15 protein-coding genes are annotated in these 15,240 nt (G+C 66.2%); 12 read left to right on the top strand and 3 right to left on the bottom strand.

The features are described from left to right. The first annotated feature begins 123 nt into the window (after window positions 1–123). Entirely contained in the window at window positions 124–1,539 is a 1,416-nt protein-coding gene (locus tag AC1ROX_RS10820) for a short-chain fatty acyl-CoA regulator family protein (RefSeq protein WP_493125257.1), read from the top strand. A 13-nt stretch (window positions 1,540–1,552) separates the two neighbouring features. On the opposite strand, the gene nikR is transcribed toward AC1ROX_RS10820, so the two are convergent. Next, window positions 1,553–2,023, bottom strand: coding sequence for a nickel-responsive transcriptional regulator NikR (nikR, locus tag AC1ROX_RS10815; RefSeq protein ID WP_493125255.1), 471 nt, complete (start codon window positions 2,021–2,023; stop codon window positions 1,553–1,555). Window positions 2,024–2,075: 52 nt separating this feature from the next. On the opposite strand from nikR, the gene AC1ROX_RS10810 reads away from it, so the two are divergent. Next, complete coding sequence (locus AC1ROX_RS10810; RefSeq protein WP_493125253.1) at window positions 2,076–4,229, top strand: TonB-dependent receptor; 2,154 nt, start codon at window positions 2,076–2,078, stop codon at window positions 4,227–4,229. On the opposite strand, the gene AC1ROX_RS10805 is transcribed toward AC1ROX_RS10810, so the two are convergent. Continuing rightward, window positions 4,216–4,587, bottom strand: coding sequence for a hypothetical protein (locus AC1ROX_RS10805; RefSeq protein WP_493125251.1), 372 nt, complete (start codon window positions 4,585–4,587; stop codon window positions 4,216–4,218). The two genes, AC1ROX_RS10810 and AC1ROX_RS10805, sit on opposite strands and share 14 nt — an antisense overlap. Before the next feature lie 30 nt (window positions 4,588–4,617). Between AC1ROX_RS10805 and AC1ROX_RS10800 the strand changes: the two genes are divergently transcribed. After that, a complete protein-coding gene (locus AC1ROX_RS10800) occupies window positions 4,618–5,493 on the top strand; it encodes a DUF4743 domain-containing protein (protein WP_493125249.1) in 876 nt (291 codons plus the stop codon). A 64-nt stretch (window positions 5,494–5,557) separates the two neighbouring features. Continuing rightward, window positions 5,558–5,926 carry a hypothetical protein gene (locus tag AC1ROX_RS10795; RefSeq protein WP_493125247.1) on the top strand — a complete coding sequence of 123 codons (369 nt, stop codon included), beginning with the start codon at window positions 5,558–5,560 and terminating at the stop codon, window positions 5,924–5,926. Window positions 5,927–6,038: 112 nt separating this feature from the next. Here the strand turns inward: AC1ROX_RS10795 and AC1ROX_RS10790 are convergent, their stop codons facing one another. Next, on the bottom strand, window positions 6,039–7,022 hold the full coding sequence (locus AC1ROX_RS10790; RefSeq protein WP_493125245.1) for a Bug family tripartite tricarboxylate transporter substrate binding protein: 984 nt from the start codon (window positions 7,020–7,022) through the stop codon (window positions 6,039–6,041). A gap of 188 nt (window positions 7,023–7,210) precedes the next feature. Between AC1ROX_RS10790 and AC1ROX_RS10785 the strand changes: the two genes are divergently transcribed. From AC1ROX_RS10785 to AC1ROX_RS10750, 8 genes are read left to right on the top strand one after another with little or no spacing between them, the layout of a single operon-like run. Next, window positions 7,211–7,915 carry a GntR family transcriptional regulator gene (locus AC1ROX_RS10785; RefSeq protein ID WP_493125243.1) on the top strand — a complete coding sequence of 235 codons (705 nt, stop codon included), beginning with the start codon at window positions 7,211–7,213 and terminating at the stop codon, window positions 7,913–7,915. A gap of 14 nt (window positions 7,916–7,929) precedes the next feature. Continuing rightward, window positions 7,930–9,156 carry a CaiB/BaiF CoA transferase family protein gene (locus AC1ROX_RS10780; protein WP_493125241.1) on the top strand — a complete coding sequence of 409 codons (1,227 nt, stop codon included), beginning with the start codon at window positions 7,930–7,932 and terminating at the stop codon, window positions 9,154–9,156. Then, window positions 9,156–10,685 (top strand): acyl-CoA carboxylase subunit beta, encoded by a 1,530-nt coding sequence (locus tag AC1ROX_RS10775; RefSeq protein WP_493125239.1) that lies wholly within the window; start codon window positions 9,156–9,158, stop codon window positions 10,683–10,685. Before AC1ROX_RS10780 ends, AC1ROX_RS10775 begins: the two co-directional genes overlap by 1 nt. 11 nt (window positions 10,686–10,696) lie before the next feature. Further along, window positions 10,697–10,918, top strand: coding sequence for a biotin/lipoyl-binding carrier protein (locus tag AC1ROX_RS10770; RefSeq protein WP_493125237.1), 222 nt, complete (start codon window positions 10,697–10,699; stop codon window positions 10,916–10,918). An 8-nt stretch (window positions 10,919–10,926) separates the two neighbouring features. Next, window positions 10,927–12,540 (top strand): acyl-CoA carboxylase subunit beta, encoded by a 1,614-nt coding sequence (locus AC1ROX_RS10765; protein ID WP_493125235.1) that lies wholly within the window; start codon window positions 10,927–10,929, stop codon window positions 12,538–12,540. A 49-nt stretch (window positions 12,541–12,589) separates the two neighbouring features. Continuing rightward, window positions 12,590–13,582, top strand: coding sequence for an ABC transporter substrate-binding protein (locus AC1ROX_RS10760; protein ID WP_493125233.1), 993 nt, complete (start codon window positions 12,590–12,592; stop codon window positions 13,580–13,582). Between the two features lie 10 nt (window positions 13,583–13,592). Then, window positions 13,593–14,375 (top strand): ABC transporter ATP-binding protein, encoded by a 783-nt coding sequence (locus tag AC1ROX_RS10755; protein ID WP_493125231.1) that lies wholly within the window; start codon window positions 13,593–13,595, stop codon window positions 14,373–14,375. Further along, window positions 14,372–15,187, top strand: a complete 816-nt coding sequence (locus tag AC1ROX_RS10750) for an ABC transporter permease (protein ID WP_493125229.1) — start codon at window positions 14,372–14,374, stop codon at window positions 15,185–15,187. The genes AC1ROX_RS10755 and AC1ROX_RS10750 overlap by 4 nt, the downstream gene beginning before the upstream one ends. Window positions 15,188–15,240 lie beyond the last annotated feature (53 nt).

Below are 15,240 nucleotides of genomic sequence, written 5' to 3'. Positions count from 1 at the left end.
CAATCGCAAATCGTGTCCGCAATATCTGCAAGGCAACGCCGACTGGATATCGCTGAATTTGCGATGTTTTGCGGACGCTTGAGGGCTGATTTGCAAACTTTGCAAAACCGAGGACAGACCACGATGCGCAAGACGTTCATGGGAGTTCGGCTGCGGGCGCTGCGTGAGGAGCGGCACATGACGCAGGCCGCCCTCGCCGACGCGCTCGGCCTGTCGAACAGCTATCTCAGCCAGCTCGAGAAGAACCAGCGGCCGCTCACCGTGCCGGTGCTGCTGAAGATCAACGCCGTGTTCGGCATCGACGTGCAACTCTTCTCGGACAATGACGAGGCGCGACTGATCTCGGACCTCCGCGATGCGCTGTCGGAAGCGCAGCCTGGCGAGGCCGTGCCGCTGGCGGAGATTCGCGAACTGGCGGCCGGCATGCCGGCAGTCGGCCGCGCGCTGGTCAATCTCCACCGGCGCTATCGCAGCGAAGCCGATCGGGCCGATGCGATGGCCGCACGTCTCGGCGATGAGCGGCCGGACTCATCGCCGACGCCGATGCCCTTCGAACAAGTCCGCGACTTCTTCTACGCGCGGCACAATCATGTCGCCGAACTGGATGAAGCCGCGGAGCGTCTCTATGAGACGGCCGGTCTTTCCGTGGGCAACCTAAACGCCGGCCTGATCGACTACATGTCCCGCCACTACGGCGTGCGCGTCGCGCGCGATGCCGGCGACGAGCCGTCGGGCGTGCAGCGCCGCTACGACAAGGCGGCGCGCGTTCTGCACCTCTCGCCGCATCTGCGGCCGGGCCAGCAGGCCTTCCAGATGGCGACGCAGCTCGCCTTCCTCGATATCGACGGACTACTGCGCCGCCTGGTCGACGAGGCCGACTTCGACGGCAACGAGGCGCGCGCCCTGGCCCGCATCGGTCTCGCGAACTATTTCGCCGGCGCACTGCTGCTGCCCTACGGCGCCTTCCTGCACGCCGCCGAGACCGTGCGCTACGACATCGAACGGCTTGGCCGCTGGTTCGGCGTCGGCTACGAGACGATCTGCCACCGGCTCAGCACCTTGCAGCGGCCGTCGGCGCGCGGCGTGCCGTTCTTCTTCGTGAGGGTCGACCGCGCAGGCAACATCTCCAAGCGCCAGTCGGCGACCGACTTCCATTTCTCGCGGGTCGGCGGCTCCTGCCCGCTGTGGAACGTGCACGAGGCCTTCGCCCATCCCGGCCGCATCCTGACGCAGCTCGCACAGATGCCCGACGGCCGCACCTACCTGTGGATCGCCCGCACCGTGCAGCGTGGTCACGGCGAATACGGCGCGCCCGACAAGAGCTTCTCGATCGGCCTGGGCTGCGACCTGCGCCACGCCTCGCGGCTGATCTATTCCAAGGGCCTCGACCTCACCGATGCCGCGAGCGCCACGCCGATCGGCGCCGGCTGCCGAGTCTGCGAGCGCCCCGCCTGTCCGCAACGCGCCTTCCCGCCGATTGGGCGGACTCTAACGATCGACGAAAACCGCAGCCGCTTCGCGCCCTATCCGACGACGTGACACATTCATTCCGTTAGGCATGGATATGGTCGTGGTCCCCACGGCCGCCGTGGCCGTGGCGCTTGTGATCGAGCTCCGCCGGCACGAGGTGGAGCTGGCCGTGGCGCACGCCGCGCTGGCTCACCGTGTGGTCGGCCATGGCGCGCACGTCCTTGACGGGGCCGCGCAGCACCGAGACTTCCAGGCATGAATCGTGGTCGAGATGGACGTGCAGGGTCGCCACCTGCAGGTCGTGATGCTTGTGCTGTGCCTGGGTGAGGCGCCGGCCGAGGTCTCGCGTTTCGTGGTCGTAGACATAGGCGAGCGTGGCGATGCAGAAGCCCTCCTCCTTGCCGGGCTTTTCCTCCGCCAAGGTCTCGCGCGTAGCGGCCTCGCGCAGGATGTCGCGCAGCGCCTCGGAGCGGCTGGCATAGCGGTGCTTCTTCATGTGGCGATCGAGCGTCGCCAGGAGATCGTCGTCGACCGACAGGGTGACACGCTGCATCTCAACTCCTCCGCTTGCCGCATTGGCCTGTTGTATGCAAAATTAATAAATAGTGCATACGAAATTCCTTCTCGTCTCTGCCGCCCTGTTAGCCAGCTCCGCCGCCGCACTCGCCCAGGTCCCTCCAGAGCCTCCGCCTCCCCTCGCCCCCGGCCAGGGACCGTCCGAGCCGGGAGCGCCCAATCCCACGGCGCAGGGTTATACCGGTGCCTCGACCGCGCTGCCCGCCATCACCGTCACCGCGCCCCGCATCCTCGAGGCCGAGCCGACCGATTCGGCCAGCGAGCGCCGCGTCTCGGGCGAGACGCTGAACACGCGGCCGATCTCGCGTCCCGGCGAGATGCTGGAAGCGGTGCCCGGTCTGATCGTCTCCCAGCACAGCGGCGAAGGAAAGGCCAACCAGTACTTCCTGCGCGGCATGAACCTCGACCATGGCACCGACCTCGCCATCTGGCTCGACGGGATGCCGGTCAACATGCGCACGCACGGCCACGGCCAGGGCTATGCAGACCTGAACTTCCTGATCCCCGAGCTGGTCGACCAGATGATCATCAAGAAGGGCCCCTACTATGCCGAGGAGAGCGACTTCGCCTCGGCGGGCTCGCTGCGCCTGTCCTACGCCAACCGGCTGGAGAATGCCGTGGTGCTGGCGACCGGCGGCAGCTTCGGTTACTGGCGCGCGCTGGCCGCGGGGTCGATGGCGGCGGGCAACGGCACGCTGACGGCGGCCGGCGAGATCGTGACCTATAACGGGCCGTGGCAGGTCGGCGACGACCTGAAGAAGTTCAACGGCTTCCTGCGCTACGCCGAGGGCGACACCGCCAACGGGCTCACCATCACCGCGCTGGCCTACAGCAACTCCTGGCATTCGACCGACCAGATCCCGGCGCGCGCCGTCGCCGACGGCAGCGGTCTGGGCGCCAGCTTGGGCCGCTACGGCGCCATCGACCAGACCGACGGCGGCGATGCGCAGCGCTATTCGCTGTCGATGCGCTGGAGCCGCAGCGACGAGCGTACGGCGTCGAAGGTCGAGGCCTACGGCATCTACTCGACGATGAACCTCTTCAACAACTTCACCTACTTCCTCGACGATCCGGTGAACGGCGACCAGTTCCAGCAGAGCGACAAGCGCATGATCCTGGGCATCAATGCCAGCCACCTGATGCGCCATTCGCTGGCGGGCTTCGCCTCGGAGACCACGGTCGGCACGCAGATCCGCTACGACAATATCGGCGTCGGCCTGTTCAACACCGTGCAACGCACGCCGTTCAACACGGTGCGCTACGACCAGGTGACCGAGACCAGCGTCGCCGTCTACGCCAAGAACACGCTGCAATGGACCGACTGGCTGCGCTCGATCCTGGGCGTCCGCGGCGACTGGTTCATGGGCTCCGTCGCCTCCGATACCACGGCCAACTCCGGCAATGTCTCGGCCTTCCTCGCCAGTCCCAAGGCCAGCCTCATCTTCGGGCCGTTCAACAAGACCGAGTTCTTCGTGAATGCCGGCCTCGGTTATCACAGCAACGACCTGCGCGGCGCCACCATCACCGTCGATCCCAACGACAGGACCACGCCGGTCGCCTCGGTCCCGCTGCTGGTACGCTCGCGCGGCGCCGAGGTCGGCGTGCGCACGCAGGCGATCAAGGGACTCGACTCCGCCCTCGCCGTCTTCGTGCTCGACTTCGACTCCGAGCTGTTGTTCGTGGGTGATGCCGGCACCACGGAGGCCAGCCGCCCGAGCCGCCGCATCGGCGTCGAATGGACCAACCAGTACCGGCCGGTACCCTGGGCGCTATTCGACCTCGACCTCGCCTACACGCAGGCCCGTTTCACCAACTCCGACCCGGCCGGCGACTTCATCCCGGGCGCGCCTTCGTTCATCGCCTCGGCCGGCATCACGCTCGGCGCCGACACCGGCTGGTTCGGCGCGGTGCGCTGGCGCTACTTCGGCGCGCGGCCTCTGGTGGAAGATACGAGCGTGACGTCCGATCCGACCTCGATCATCAATGCCCGCCTGGGCTACGTGTTCGACAGCGGCCTGAAGCTGCAGGTCGACGCCTTCAACCTGCTGAACACGCAGGCCAGCCAGATCGACTACTACTATACGTCCCGCCTGCCCAACGAAGGCCCCGACGGCGTCGCCGACCGCCATTTCCACCCGGTCGAGCCGCTGGCCGTGCGCTTCACGCTGGCTAAGGCTTTTTGAGCAACGTCGCCGTCGCGTGCAGCATCGGCTCGACGACGGCGTGGCTGAACAGCCAGGTCTCGGCATGGACCGAGTCGCCGTCGCGACGGATCACGCGGGAGAGCGCGATCACGTCGGCCGGCTGTGCGGTCCGCAGCACTGTCACGTTGAGATGCGACACGCGCGCCTCCAGGCCGGCAGCGGCGCGCAGCGACGTGTCGACCAGCGACAGCAGCGCCGCCGTCGTCCATTCAACGCCAGCCGCCAGTGAAAAGCGCAGCCGCACGTCCTGGTCCTGGCATTCCTCGACGAAAATTCCGTGGAGATCGGCCGGTGGCAGTGTCTTCTCGATAAGCGCCTGAAGTTCATCTTCGGTCATCGACTTCACTCTATGCTATTTCCTCGCCCCATGTCCTTCCTCGACCATATCCGCCGCTGCAACAACGCCGACCTTGCCCAGTTCGAACCATGGTTCGTTGGCGAGCATCGTGCCGGTTTCGTGCACCACGACTTCGCGGCCGATGCGGTGCAGGGCTCCGGCCTGTTCGAACGCCGCGACGGCGCATGGCACCTCGATCCCCGCCTCGACACACCGCGGAAGCGCACGGCGGAGGTCCGCACTTTCCTGCTCGGCTTGCGCGAGCGCGGTTACTTCAACGGCCTGTGGCGCGAGGAGAGTTACGCCGTGGCGCCGCAGGACGGCGCGCCGTTCCTGATGGCGATGGAGCGCTCGGCGGTGCCCTGGTTCGGCGTGCGCGCAGGCGGGCCGCACATGACAGGTTATGTGCGCCGTTCAGACGGGCTGCACATCTGGGTGCCGCGCCGCTCCTACGAGAAGCCGACCTTTCCCGGCCAGCTCGACAATACCGTCGCCGGCGGCCAGCCCGCGGGACTCGGCCTGCACGAAAACCTGGTGAAGGAATGCGGCGAGGAAGCTTCCATCCCGCCGACGCTTGCACAGCAGGCGAAAGCGGTGAGCGTCGTCGGTTACTGGAACCAGTCGGGCCAGCAACTGAAGCCCGATGTGATGACCTGCTTCGATCTCGAACTGCCGCAGGACTTCACACCGCATGCAAACGACGGCGAGGTCCATTCATTCGAGCTGTGGCCGGTGCAGCGTGTGTTCGAGACGGTGCGCGATACCGATGAGTTCAAATACAACTGCAATCTTGTGTTGATCGACTTCTTCGTGCGGCACGGATTGCTGTCGGCCGACGATCCCGAGTTCATCCCCATCGTCGCGGGTCTGCGGATGATGTACACTCCGCGCAACGGTTCAGGCTGAGCGACGGCACGTCGCCTCGAATACGTTGCCGGCTCGGCCGACACAGCGAAAGGTGGCGGCCCTCATGCCACGTCCCTTGCTGATCGCCGCAGTCATTGCTTACGCGGCGTTCGTTAGCCCTGCTGTGATGGCGCAGGACGGCCATCACGGCCAGGGCCATGCCCAAAGTCACGACTGGTACGAAAAGCTGAAACAACCGGGCACCGGCGCCTCGTGCTGCAACGGCACGATCAACGGCGTCGAAGGCGATTGCCGCCCGACGCGCGCCTACCAGAAGGACGACGGCAACTGGTACGCGCTGCTCGACGGCCGCTGGGTACAGGTGCCGCCGAAGGTCGTGCTGAAGGAGCTGGCGCCGGATGGGCGCAGCCATATCTGCGCGAACAAGACGGGTAGTATTTTTTGTTTTTTAGGTGGGTCGCCGAAGAGCTGACGCACCACGCCAGCGCCAACAACCATTGTCATCCCGAGCGTAAGCGAGGGACCTTTAACTGCGACCGAATAAAGGTCCCTCGCTTACGCTCGGGATGACAAGGTGCATGTGATCACGCCGGCGGCGAGATGTTCGCTTCCTTGATGACCTTGCGCCACTTCTCGGTCTCGGCGGCGAGGCGCTTGCCGTAGTCGGCGGCGCTGCCGCCGACCAGCACGAAGCCAAGGTCGACGAGCTTCTTGGCGGTCGCGGGATCGGCGAGCACTTCGTTGAAGGCGGCGTTCAGCTTCGCGATGATCGGCTCGGGTGTACCGCCCGGCGCCATCACGCCGAAGAACACCGCGCCCGTCAGGTTGGCCGGCAAGCCAACCTCCGCCACCGTCGGCACATCGGGCAGCATGGGCACGCGCTTGGCCGACGCGACAACCAGGCCGCGCAGCCTGCCGTCCTTCACCGCCAGGCCGCTCGGCAGCAGCGTGTCGGAGAACAGCATCACGTGCCCGCCCAGCACGTCCTTCAGCGCATCGGCGCTGCCTTTGTAGCCGATATGCTCAAGCTTGATGCCGGTTTCCATCTTGAGCTGCTCACCCCACAGATGCGGCATGCTGGCATTGCCGGCCGAGGCGTAGGGGATCGGCGCGGACTGCGTCTTGGCCCAGGCGATGAACTCGGCCATCGTCTTGTAGGGCGCGTTGGGATTGCAGGCGAGCAGCAGCGGCATGTCGACGTAACTGCCGACCGGCGCCAGCTCCTTCACCGGATCGTAGGGCAGCTTCAGGCCGAACGACGTGTTGGTCGCGACCGGCGCCGGGGCCAGCAGGATCGTGTAGCCGTCGGGCCTGGCCTTGGCGACGATCTCGGTGCCGATGATCGTCCCGCCGCCCTGCTTGTTGTCGACCAGCACCTGCTGGCCGAACTTGTTCGTCAGATACTCGGCCGCGATTCGCGCCGACGTGTCGGTGGCGCCGCCCGGCGCGTAAGGCACGACGAAGCGAATCGGCTTGTCGGGATAGGCCTGAGCGCGCGCGATCGAGGGCGCGAGCGCAGGGGCGATGGCCAGGGCCGCAGCGGACCCGAACAGATGGCGGCGTTTCATTTTTCCTTGCTCCCTTGAACTCTTCATTTCTTACACCGCTTCCCACGGCGCTTGGACAATCCGTATTTTCTTTTTCTGTCTGAATTTTGACAGTCGATTTCCTGGTGACAAGATTGGCAACAAGTTTGTTGACTCGACTCCAGCCCGAGTATCCTATTGCATAGGGAAGGAAACATAAGGCCGATAAAATGTCGGGCAGGGTCGTCACCCTTAAGACCAGAGCGAAGACGCGCGCGCGCAAGAGCAGCACCGCCTCCTCGGTCCAGGACATCGTCCAGGCGTTGCGCGAGCGCATCGCGCGCCACGACGTAGCGCCCGGCGCAAAGCTCGGCGAGCAGGAGCTGGCCGCCGAATTCGCCGTGCCGCGCACGCGCATCCGCGAGGTGCTGGGTGTCCTCGAAAGCCGCGGCCTGATCGACCGGATCCCCAATCGCGGCGCCGTCGTATCGCGGCTCGAATTGGATCACGTGTTCCATCTCTACGACGTGCGCCAGGTCCTCGAAGGCTTGTGCGTGCGCTTGGCCACCGAGAACGCACCGCCCGAGACCTGGGACGAGTTCGTCGAGCTGTTCGGTGCGCCGATGGATGAGTTCGTGGCGAACCGCGACTTCGACGCCTTCATCGTCGTCTACGAGCGCTTCCGCCGCCGCATCATCGAATGGGCGCGCAATCCGGTGGCCGCGCGCATGCTCGACAGCATCTACGAGAAGACCAACGTGGTGATCCGGCGGATCGTCATCCTGCCCGGCCGCGCCAAGGAAGGCCTGTCCGAGCATCGCGCCGTGGTGGCGGCGATGCGCACGGGCGATGGCGAGGCCGCCGAGCGGCTGAAGCGCATCAACCTCCAGAACGCCAAGGAATCCCTGCGGCGCTTCCAGAAATACGTGTTGTGAAAGGCGATCCCGGCGTGACCGATCCGACGACAGAAAGACAGGGTCCCCTCGCCGGCTATCGCGTGCTCGAGATCGGCTCGACCGTGGCCGGCCCTTTCTGCGGCCGCATGCTGGCCGATTTCGGCGCCGAGGTGATCAAGGTCGAGCCGGCCGACGGCGATCCCGTGCGCACCATGGGCAAGCAGTTCGAGGGCCGCTCGCTCTATGCCGCCAGCATCTTCCGCAACAAGCGGCTGGTCTCGATCGACCTGCACAATGTGGAAGGCCGCGCCCTGATCCGCGATCTCGCGACCAAGGTCGATATCGTGGTCGAGAACTTCAAGCCCGGCACGCTGGAGAAGTGGGGCCTCGGCTGGGAGGACCTGTCGAAGATCAATCCGCGCCTCGTCATGGTGCGCATCTCGGGCTTCGGCCAGGACGGCCCCTACTCACGCCGGCCGGGCTATGGCGTCGTGTGCGAGGCGGTGAGCGGCCTGCGCCATCTCACCGGCGATCCCGACCGCGCGCCGTCTCGGGTCGGCGTGTCGATGACCGATTACATCGCCGGGCTGCACGGCGCCTATGGCGCGGTGATGGCGCTGATGGCACGCGACAAGACAGGCCGCGGCCAGTGCATCGACGCGACGCTGTTCGAGAGCGCCTTCAACTTCATGGAAGTGTGGATCCCGGCCTACGACAAATTGGGATTCGTGCCGGAGCGCACCGGCTCACGCCTGATCGGCTCCACGCCCAACAACCTCTACCCGACCGCTGACGGCACCTACATCCATATCACCGCGATGGCGGACAATCTGTTCCGCCGCCTCGTCGAGGCGATGGGCCAGCCGGAACTCGCCAAGGATCCGCGCTTCGCCAACGCGATGGAACGCAACGAGCAGCACGAGGCGCTCGACGCCATCGTCTCCGAATGGACGGGCAAGCTGAATCTCGAGGAGATCGAGGCGATCCTGCACAAGGCGCAGGTGCCGGCGACGCGCATCTTCACCGTTGCCGACATCTTCAACGATCCGCACTACCGCGCGCGCAACGCCATCGTGAAGGCGCCCGACCAGCATATGGGCGAGGTCGCGATGGCCGGCGTCGTGCCGCGCCTGTCCGATACGCCCGGCGTCGTGCGCCATGCCGGACGCGACGTCGGCCAGGATTCGCGCGAGGTGCTGCGCGATGTGCTCGGGCTTGCCGATGCGCGCATCGACGAACTGACGAAGAGCGGCGTGATCGCAACGGGAGACCCGAACTGATGGCTACGATGGACGAGGTCTACGCCGAGAGGAAAGCCAAGGCCGAGGCGATGGGCGGGCCGGAGAAGCTGGCGCGCCGCGCCGCATCGGGCGTACTCAACGCGCGTGAGCGCGTCGCCAAGCTGGTCGATGCCGGCACCTTCATCGAGTCGGGCCTGTTCGGCACCTCGGGCAGCCGGCCCGAGGATCACGACCGTTCGCCGGCCGACGGCAAGGTCGCGGGCTTTGCCAAGATCGACGGCCGCGAATGCGCCGTCGTCGCCAACGACTTCACGGTGATGGGCGCCTCCTCCGGCGCCACCAACGGCCGCAAGATCGGTCACATGAAGCGGGTCGCCACCAGCCGCGGCCTGCCGATGGTCTTTCTGGGTGAATCCTCCGGCGCACGCATGCCCGATCACATGGGCGCGCGCGGCATGGGCGCGCTGCTGGGCAACGATCCGACGCAATATGCCCGCATGCGCGAGACGCCGTGGGCCTCGGCGACCTTGGGCCTCTCCTACGGCTCCTCCTCCTGGTACGCCGTGCTCTCGGACTTCTGCGTGCTGCGCAAGGGCGCCGTGCTGGCGGTGTCGAGCGCGCAGCTCGCGTCGCTCGCCATCAAGGAAGACGTCGATCCGCAGGTCATGGGCGGCTGGCAGGTCCATGCCGAGGTGACGGGCTTCGCCGACTATGTCGCCGAGACCGAAGAGGAAGCACTGCAGGCGATCCGCACCTTCCTCTCCTACCTGCCGAGCCATCACAAGGAAGCGCCGCCGGTCCATCCGGTAACCGAAGGCTCCGGCGCCAACATGGCGAACATCGCCAAACTGCTGCCCGAGCGGCGCACGCAGGTCTACGACGTGCGCACTATCATCCGCGCCTTCGTCGATGCCGGTTCCTTCTTCGAGCTTAAGCCGCGCTTCGCCAAGGTGGCGGTCACCGGCCTCGCGCGGCTCGACGGCCGCACCGTCGGCATCGTCGCCAACAATCCGCTGGCGCGCGGCGGCGCGATGGACACCGACGCCTGCGAGAAGATCACGAGCTTCCTGGTGCTGTGCGACAGCTTCAACATCCCGATCGTCATGCTGGTCGACAATCCCGGCTTCTCGATCGGCGTCGAGGCCGAGCGTCGCCGCGCACCCGGTAAGATCATGAACTTCATGCAGGCGCTGCAGCTCTGCACGGTGCCGAAGATCTCGATCATCCTGCGCAAGAGCTACGGCCAGGCCTATCTCAACATGGGCGGCGGGCGGAACTCCGACGAGGTAGCGGCCTGGCCGAGCGCCGAGGTGAGCTTCATGGATCCGACCTTCGCCGTGAAGATCGTACACGGCCTGTCGCCGGGCGAGCCGGGCTTCGACGAGGCCTTCGCGCAGATGAACAAGGACAGCGAGGCCTGGGGGATCGCCGCGATCTACGCCGTGCAGTCCGTCATCCAGCCGCACGAAACCCGCGACTACCTCATCCGCATGCTCGAGGTGCACCGCCAACGCCTGACCAACGGCGTCGGCGAGCATCTGATGCGTGCCTGGCCGACGAGCTTCTAGGAGACAGACGAATGGCGACGATCCAGATCAAGGCGGAAGTGTCGGGCTCGGTGTGGAAGATCATCACGCAGGTCGGCGAGACGATCGAGCCGGGCGGCACCTTGATGATCCTCGAGTCGATGAAGATGGAGATCCCCGTCATCGCCGAGGATGGCGGCAAGGTCGAGAAATTCACGGTCGCCGAGACCGAGGCGGTCAACGAGGGCCAGGTCGTGGCCGTGCTCTCGAAGTGACTGCCAAGGTGAGCGGCGACGCGAACGAGAAGGCGGCGGTGCAGGCTGCTCCCCCTCCGAAGGATTGGGGCCCGGAGGTCGAGGAGCTGCGCCGCCGCCGCACCTACGCGAAGGCGCTGGGCGGCGAGGAAGCCGTCGCGCGTCACCGCGAGCGCGGCCGCCTCACCATCCGCGAGCGAGTCGCAGGCCTGGTCGACCATGGCTCGTTCCAGGAGGTCGGCACGCTCACCGGTCACGGCAAGTATGATGGTCCCACCGTCACCGGCGTGCAGCCTGCGCCCTATGTGATGGGCCTCGCCAATATCGACGGCCGTCCTGTCGCCGTTGGCGGCGAGGATTTCACCATCCGCGGCGGCGCGAGTTGGTCGGGCGATCGCAAGAAAGGCGGCCAGGGCGGCTTCGTCGAGGATCTCGCCGCGAGCTACCGTATTCCACTCGTGAACCTGATCGACGGCGCCGGCGGCAGCGTGACCTCGATCAACAAGCGCGGCCATGCCGTTTTCCCCGGCGTCCACGGCTTCGAGCGCTCGGTCGAGCTTTTAGGCAAGGTGCCGGTCGTGTGCGCCGTGCTTGGCACCGCGGCGGGCGGACCTGCCGGACGCGCCATCCTTTCGCACTGGTCCGTCATGGTCGACGGAATCAGCCAGGTCTTTGCTGCCGGCCCGCCCGTGGTCGAGCGCTCGCTGGGCCAGAAGCTCACCAAAGAAGAGCTGGGTGGACCGCAGATCGCCGTCGATCTCGCCGGCACGATCGACAACAGAGTTGATACAGAAGAAGCCTGCTTCGCGCAGGTGAAGCGCTTCCTCTCCTACATGCCGCAGAACGTCTGGGAGATGCCGCCGGAAGTCGCCTGCACCGATCCGGTGGATCGCTGCGACGAGGAGCTTCTGAGCATCGTGCCGCGCGACCGTCGCCGGCCCTACAACATGCGCAAGCTGATCGAGCATGTCGTCGATCGCGGCTCGGTGTTCGAGATCCAGCCGACCTACGGCAAGGGCCTGATCACCGTACTGGCGCGCATGAACGGCAAGGTCGTGGGCGTCATCGCCAACAACCCCATGGTCTATGGCGGCGCCATGGACGTGAAGGCGGCGCGCAAGCAGATCCATTTCGTCGAGCTTTGCGACTGCTTCCATATCCCGCTGGTGTTCCTGGTCGACGTGCCGGGCTTCATGGTCGGGCGCGACGCCGAGGCGGCCGCGACGCTGCGCGAGGGCATGCGCGCGGTCTATGTCGGGCTGCAGGCCAGCGTGCCGATGTACACGGTCGTCATCCGCAAGTGCTACGGCATGGCCGGCATGGGCACGACCGACAAGAACGGGCTCGACCTCAAGATCGCCTGGCCTTCGGCCGAATGGGGCTCGCTGCCGATCGAGGGCGGCGTCGCCGCCGCCTTCCGCCGCGACATCGCCGGCGCCGCCGATCCCAAGGCGCGCGAGCGCGAGATCGAGGAGGAGCTGCGCTCCATGGCCTCGCCCTTCCGCACCGCCGAGGCCTTCGGCGTCGAGGAGATCATCGACCCGCGCGAGACCCGCCCCTATCTTTGCCGCTTCATCGACGCCGCCCAGGCACGGCTGCGCACGACCTTGGGGCCAAAAGCAAAATACGGCGTACGCCCCTGAGGCCAAGCGCCCAACGACAAAAAGTCGACAACAGGAACAGGAGGTCACGATGGGACGATTGAAGACTGCGATACGCGCCGCGATCCTGGCATCGGGCGCATTGCTGATCGCCGGCGCCGCTTCGGCGCAGGACAAGGTCAAGGTGCGCTTCGGCATCCTCACCACCGCCTCGCAGGCCGCCTTCTATGTCGGCGTGAAGCAGGGCATCTACGCCAAGTACGGCTTCGACGTCGAGGTGATGCCGCTCGCGACCGGCGTGCAGGCCAACCAGGCGCTGGCCGCCGGCCAGGTCGACTGGTCGGGCGGCGGCGTCGAATCGACGGTCGTCTCCTGGGCCACCGGCCTGCCGTTCAAGGCCTATGCGATGTACGCCAAGGGCGGCGATTCCTACGGCATCCTGGTGCGCAAGGACGCCAACATCGCCTCGGCGAAGGACCTCAAGGGCAAGAAGGTCGCCGTCCCGCAGGGCACGGCGCCGGCCCAGGGCCTCGACCAGATCATCCAGGATGCCGGCCTGCCGCGGAATGCGATCGGGCGGGTCAACGCCAACTACGGCAACATGGGCCAGATGCTGATCTCCGGCGCGGTCGATGCGATGGCGGGCCTCGAGCCCTTCCTGACCTTGACCGAGGAGAAGATGGCGGGCCAGGGCGTGCTGCTCATGCGCATGGGCAAGTACGTGCAGGGCGGCGGTCTCTTCCTGATCACCGACAAGTGGGCGGCCGCCAACCCGGGCAAGATGATCGACGCGGTGGCGGCGCTGTGGGAATCGCAGCAATGGGTCCGCAAGAACCCGAAGGAAGCCGCCGCCATCGAGGCGGAGTTCCTCAAGGTCGAGCCGCGCATCGTCGAGGTCTCGTTCAACGTGCTGCAGTACAATCCGCTGATCGATGACTTCACGGCAAAGTCGCTGCAGACCACCGCCGACTACCTGGCGGCCGAGAAGCTGATCCCCAACCCGGTGAAGCCCGCTGATTATCTCGGTGCGCTGAACAAGATCACGGCCGAAGTGAAGGCCAAGTATCCCAAGCTGCTCGAGTAGCGGCCACGCAATGACGGACATCCTCGTCGCGAACGACGTGTCGAAGACCTACTTCGACACGGTCGAGAAGGACAATGTCGTGGCGCTGCAGGGACTGTCCCTGTCCGTGCGCGCCAACGAATTCGTCTCGGTCATCGGCCCCTCGGGCTGCGGAAAGTCGACTTTCCTGCGCATCGTCGCCGGTCTCGACAAGCCGACCTCGGGCGAGATCCTGGTCTCGGGCAACAAGGTGACCGGTCCGGGCGCCGACCGCGGCATGGTGTTCCAGGAATATGCGCTGCTGCCGTGGAAGACGACGGAGGCCAATATCGAGTTCGGCCTGCGCCTCAAGGGCATGGACAAGGCGCAGCGCCAGCAGATCACCCAGCGCTTCGTCGACCTGGTCGGCCTCACCGGCTTCGAGAAGAAATACCCCCACCAGCTCTCCGGCGGCATGCGCCAGCGCGCCGCCGTGGCGCGGGTGCTGGCCAACAATCCGACGGTGCTGCTGATGGACGAGCCCTTCGCCGCCGTCGACGCCATGACGCGCCAGCACCTGCAGGAGGAGTTGACGGCGATCACGACGCAGGAACGCACGACCGTGTTGTTCATCACCCACGCGATCGAGGAGGCCGTGTTCCTCTCCGACCGCGTGGTCGCCCTCTCCGGCCGGCCCGGCCGCATCGTCGCCGACCTTACGATCGACCTGCCGCGCCCGCGCAAATGGGACGACGTGGTGCGCGACGAACGGTTCGCCACCTATCGCGACCAGCTCACGCACAGCATCCATTCGAACGGTCACGACAAGATATGAGCGTCGCCGCAACCACTCCCCGCAAGCGCCGCGACTGGCGCGACTACATCCCCAGCGAGATCGTCCCGTTCGCCGTCGGCATCCTGGCGTGGCAGGCGCTGTCCTCGGCCGACATCTGGCCGCGCGTCCTGTTCCCCTCGCCGCTCGAGGTCGCCAATGCCTTCGTGGCCGACACGATGTCGGGCGTGCTGCTGGCCAATCTCTGGGTCAGCATGAAGAGCCTGCTGCTGGGCTTCGTCATCAGTTGCGTGATCGCCATCCCGCTCGGCTACCTGATGGGCCTGAGCCGCATCACTCGCAACTTCTTCGATCCGCTGGTCAACCTGCTGCAGGCCATCCCCGGCCTCGCCTGGATCCCCTTCGCCATCCTGTGGTTCGGGCTGGGTCAGGGCGCGGTCCTGTTCATCATCGTGATGTCGATCTTCTTCCCGGTGCTTCACAACCTGCTGACCGGCATCCGCATGGTCCAGCCGGTACTGATCGAGGCCGTGCAGACGCTGGGCGCCGGCCGCGCCGCCGTCGTGCGGCACGTGATCTTCCCCGCGACCCTGCCCAACCTGATGACCGGCATTCGCCTGGGCATCGCCTTCGGCTTCCGTTCGCTGGTCGGCGGCGAGATGATCGCCAGCACCGACGGCCTGGGCTACGCGATCTTCAACGCCCAGCAATACTTCCAGTCGCCGCGCATCGTGGTCGGCATGCTGACCATCGGCCTCGTCTGGCTGGCCATGGACCGCCTCATCCTGCGCCCGATCGAGGTCCGCACGACCATGCGCTGGGGCCTGATCCGGGACGGGTTGGAGAAGAATTAGCGATCCGTCGTCTCGACCACCGACTGCAGGGCATGCGAAACTCGTTCCCGTAA

This window comes from Reyranella sp. GW821-FHT14A01 (genome assembly GCF_058803965.1).
The sequence above is the reverse complement of the archived record's forward strand: the minus strand, read 5'-3'. Positions and strand labels throughout refer to the sequence as shown.

Coding starts and splice junctions, on each gene's coding strand:
- AC1ROX_RS10760 (WP_493125233.1), top strand. CDS start 12,590: ATGGGACGATTGAAGACTGCGATACGCGCCGCGATCCTGGCATCGGGC.
- AC1ROX_RS10805 (WP_493125251.1), bottom strand. CDS start 4,587: ATGACCGAAGATGAACTTCAGGCGCTTATCGAGAAGACACTGCCACCG.
- AC1ROX_RS10790 (WP_493125245.1), bottom strand. CDS start 7,022: ATGAAACGCCGCCATCTGTTCGGGTCCGCTGCGGCCCTGGCCATCGCC.
- AC1ROX_RS10785 (WP_493125243.1), top strand. CDS start 7,211: ATGTCGGGCAGGGTCGTCACCCTTAAGACCAGAGCGAAGACGCGCGCG.
- AC1ROX_RS10770 (WP_493125237.1), top strand. CDS start 10,697: ATGGCGACGATCCAGATCAAGGCGGAAGTGTCGGGCTCGGTGTGGAAG.
- AC1ROX_RS10755 (WP_493125231.1), top strand. CDS start 13,593: ATGACGGACATCCTCGTCGCGAACGACGTGTCGAAGACCTACTTCGAC.
- AC1ROX_RS10795 (WP_493125247.1), top strand. CDS start 5,558: ATGCCACGTCCCTTGCTGATCGCCGCAGTCATTGCTTACGCGGCGTTC.
- nikR (WP_493125255.1), bottom strand. CDS start 2,023: ATGCAGCGTGTCACCCTGTCGGTCGACGACGATCTCCTGGCGACGCTC.
- AC1ROX_RS10775 (WP_493125239.1), top strand. CDS start 9,156: ATGGCTACGATGGACGAGGTCTACGCCGAGAGGAAAGCCAAGGCCGAG.
- AC1ROX_RS10800 (WP_493125249.1), top strand. CDS start 4,618: ATGTCCTTCCTCGACCATATCCGCCGCTGCAACAACGCCGACCTTGCC.
- AC1ROX_RS10750 (WP_493125229.1), top strand. CDS start 14,372: ATGAGCGTCGCCGCAACCACTCCCCGCAAGCGCCGCGACTGGCGCGAC.
- AC1ROX_RS10820 (WP_493125257.1), top strand. CDS start 124: ATGCGCAAGACGTTCATGGGAGTTCGGCTGCGGGCGCTGCGTGAGGAG.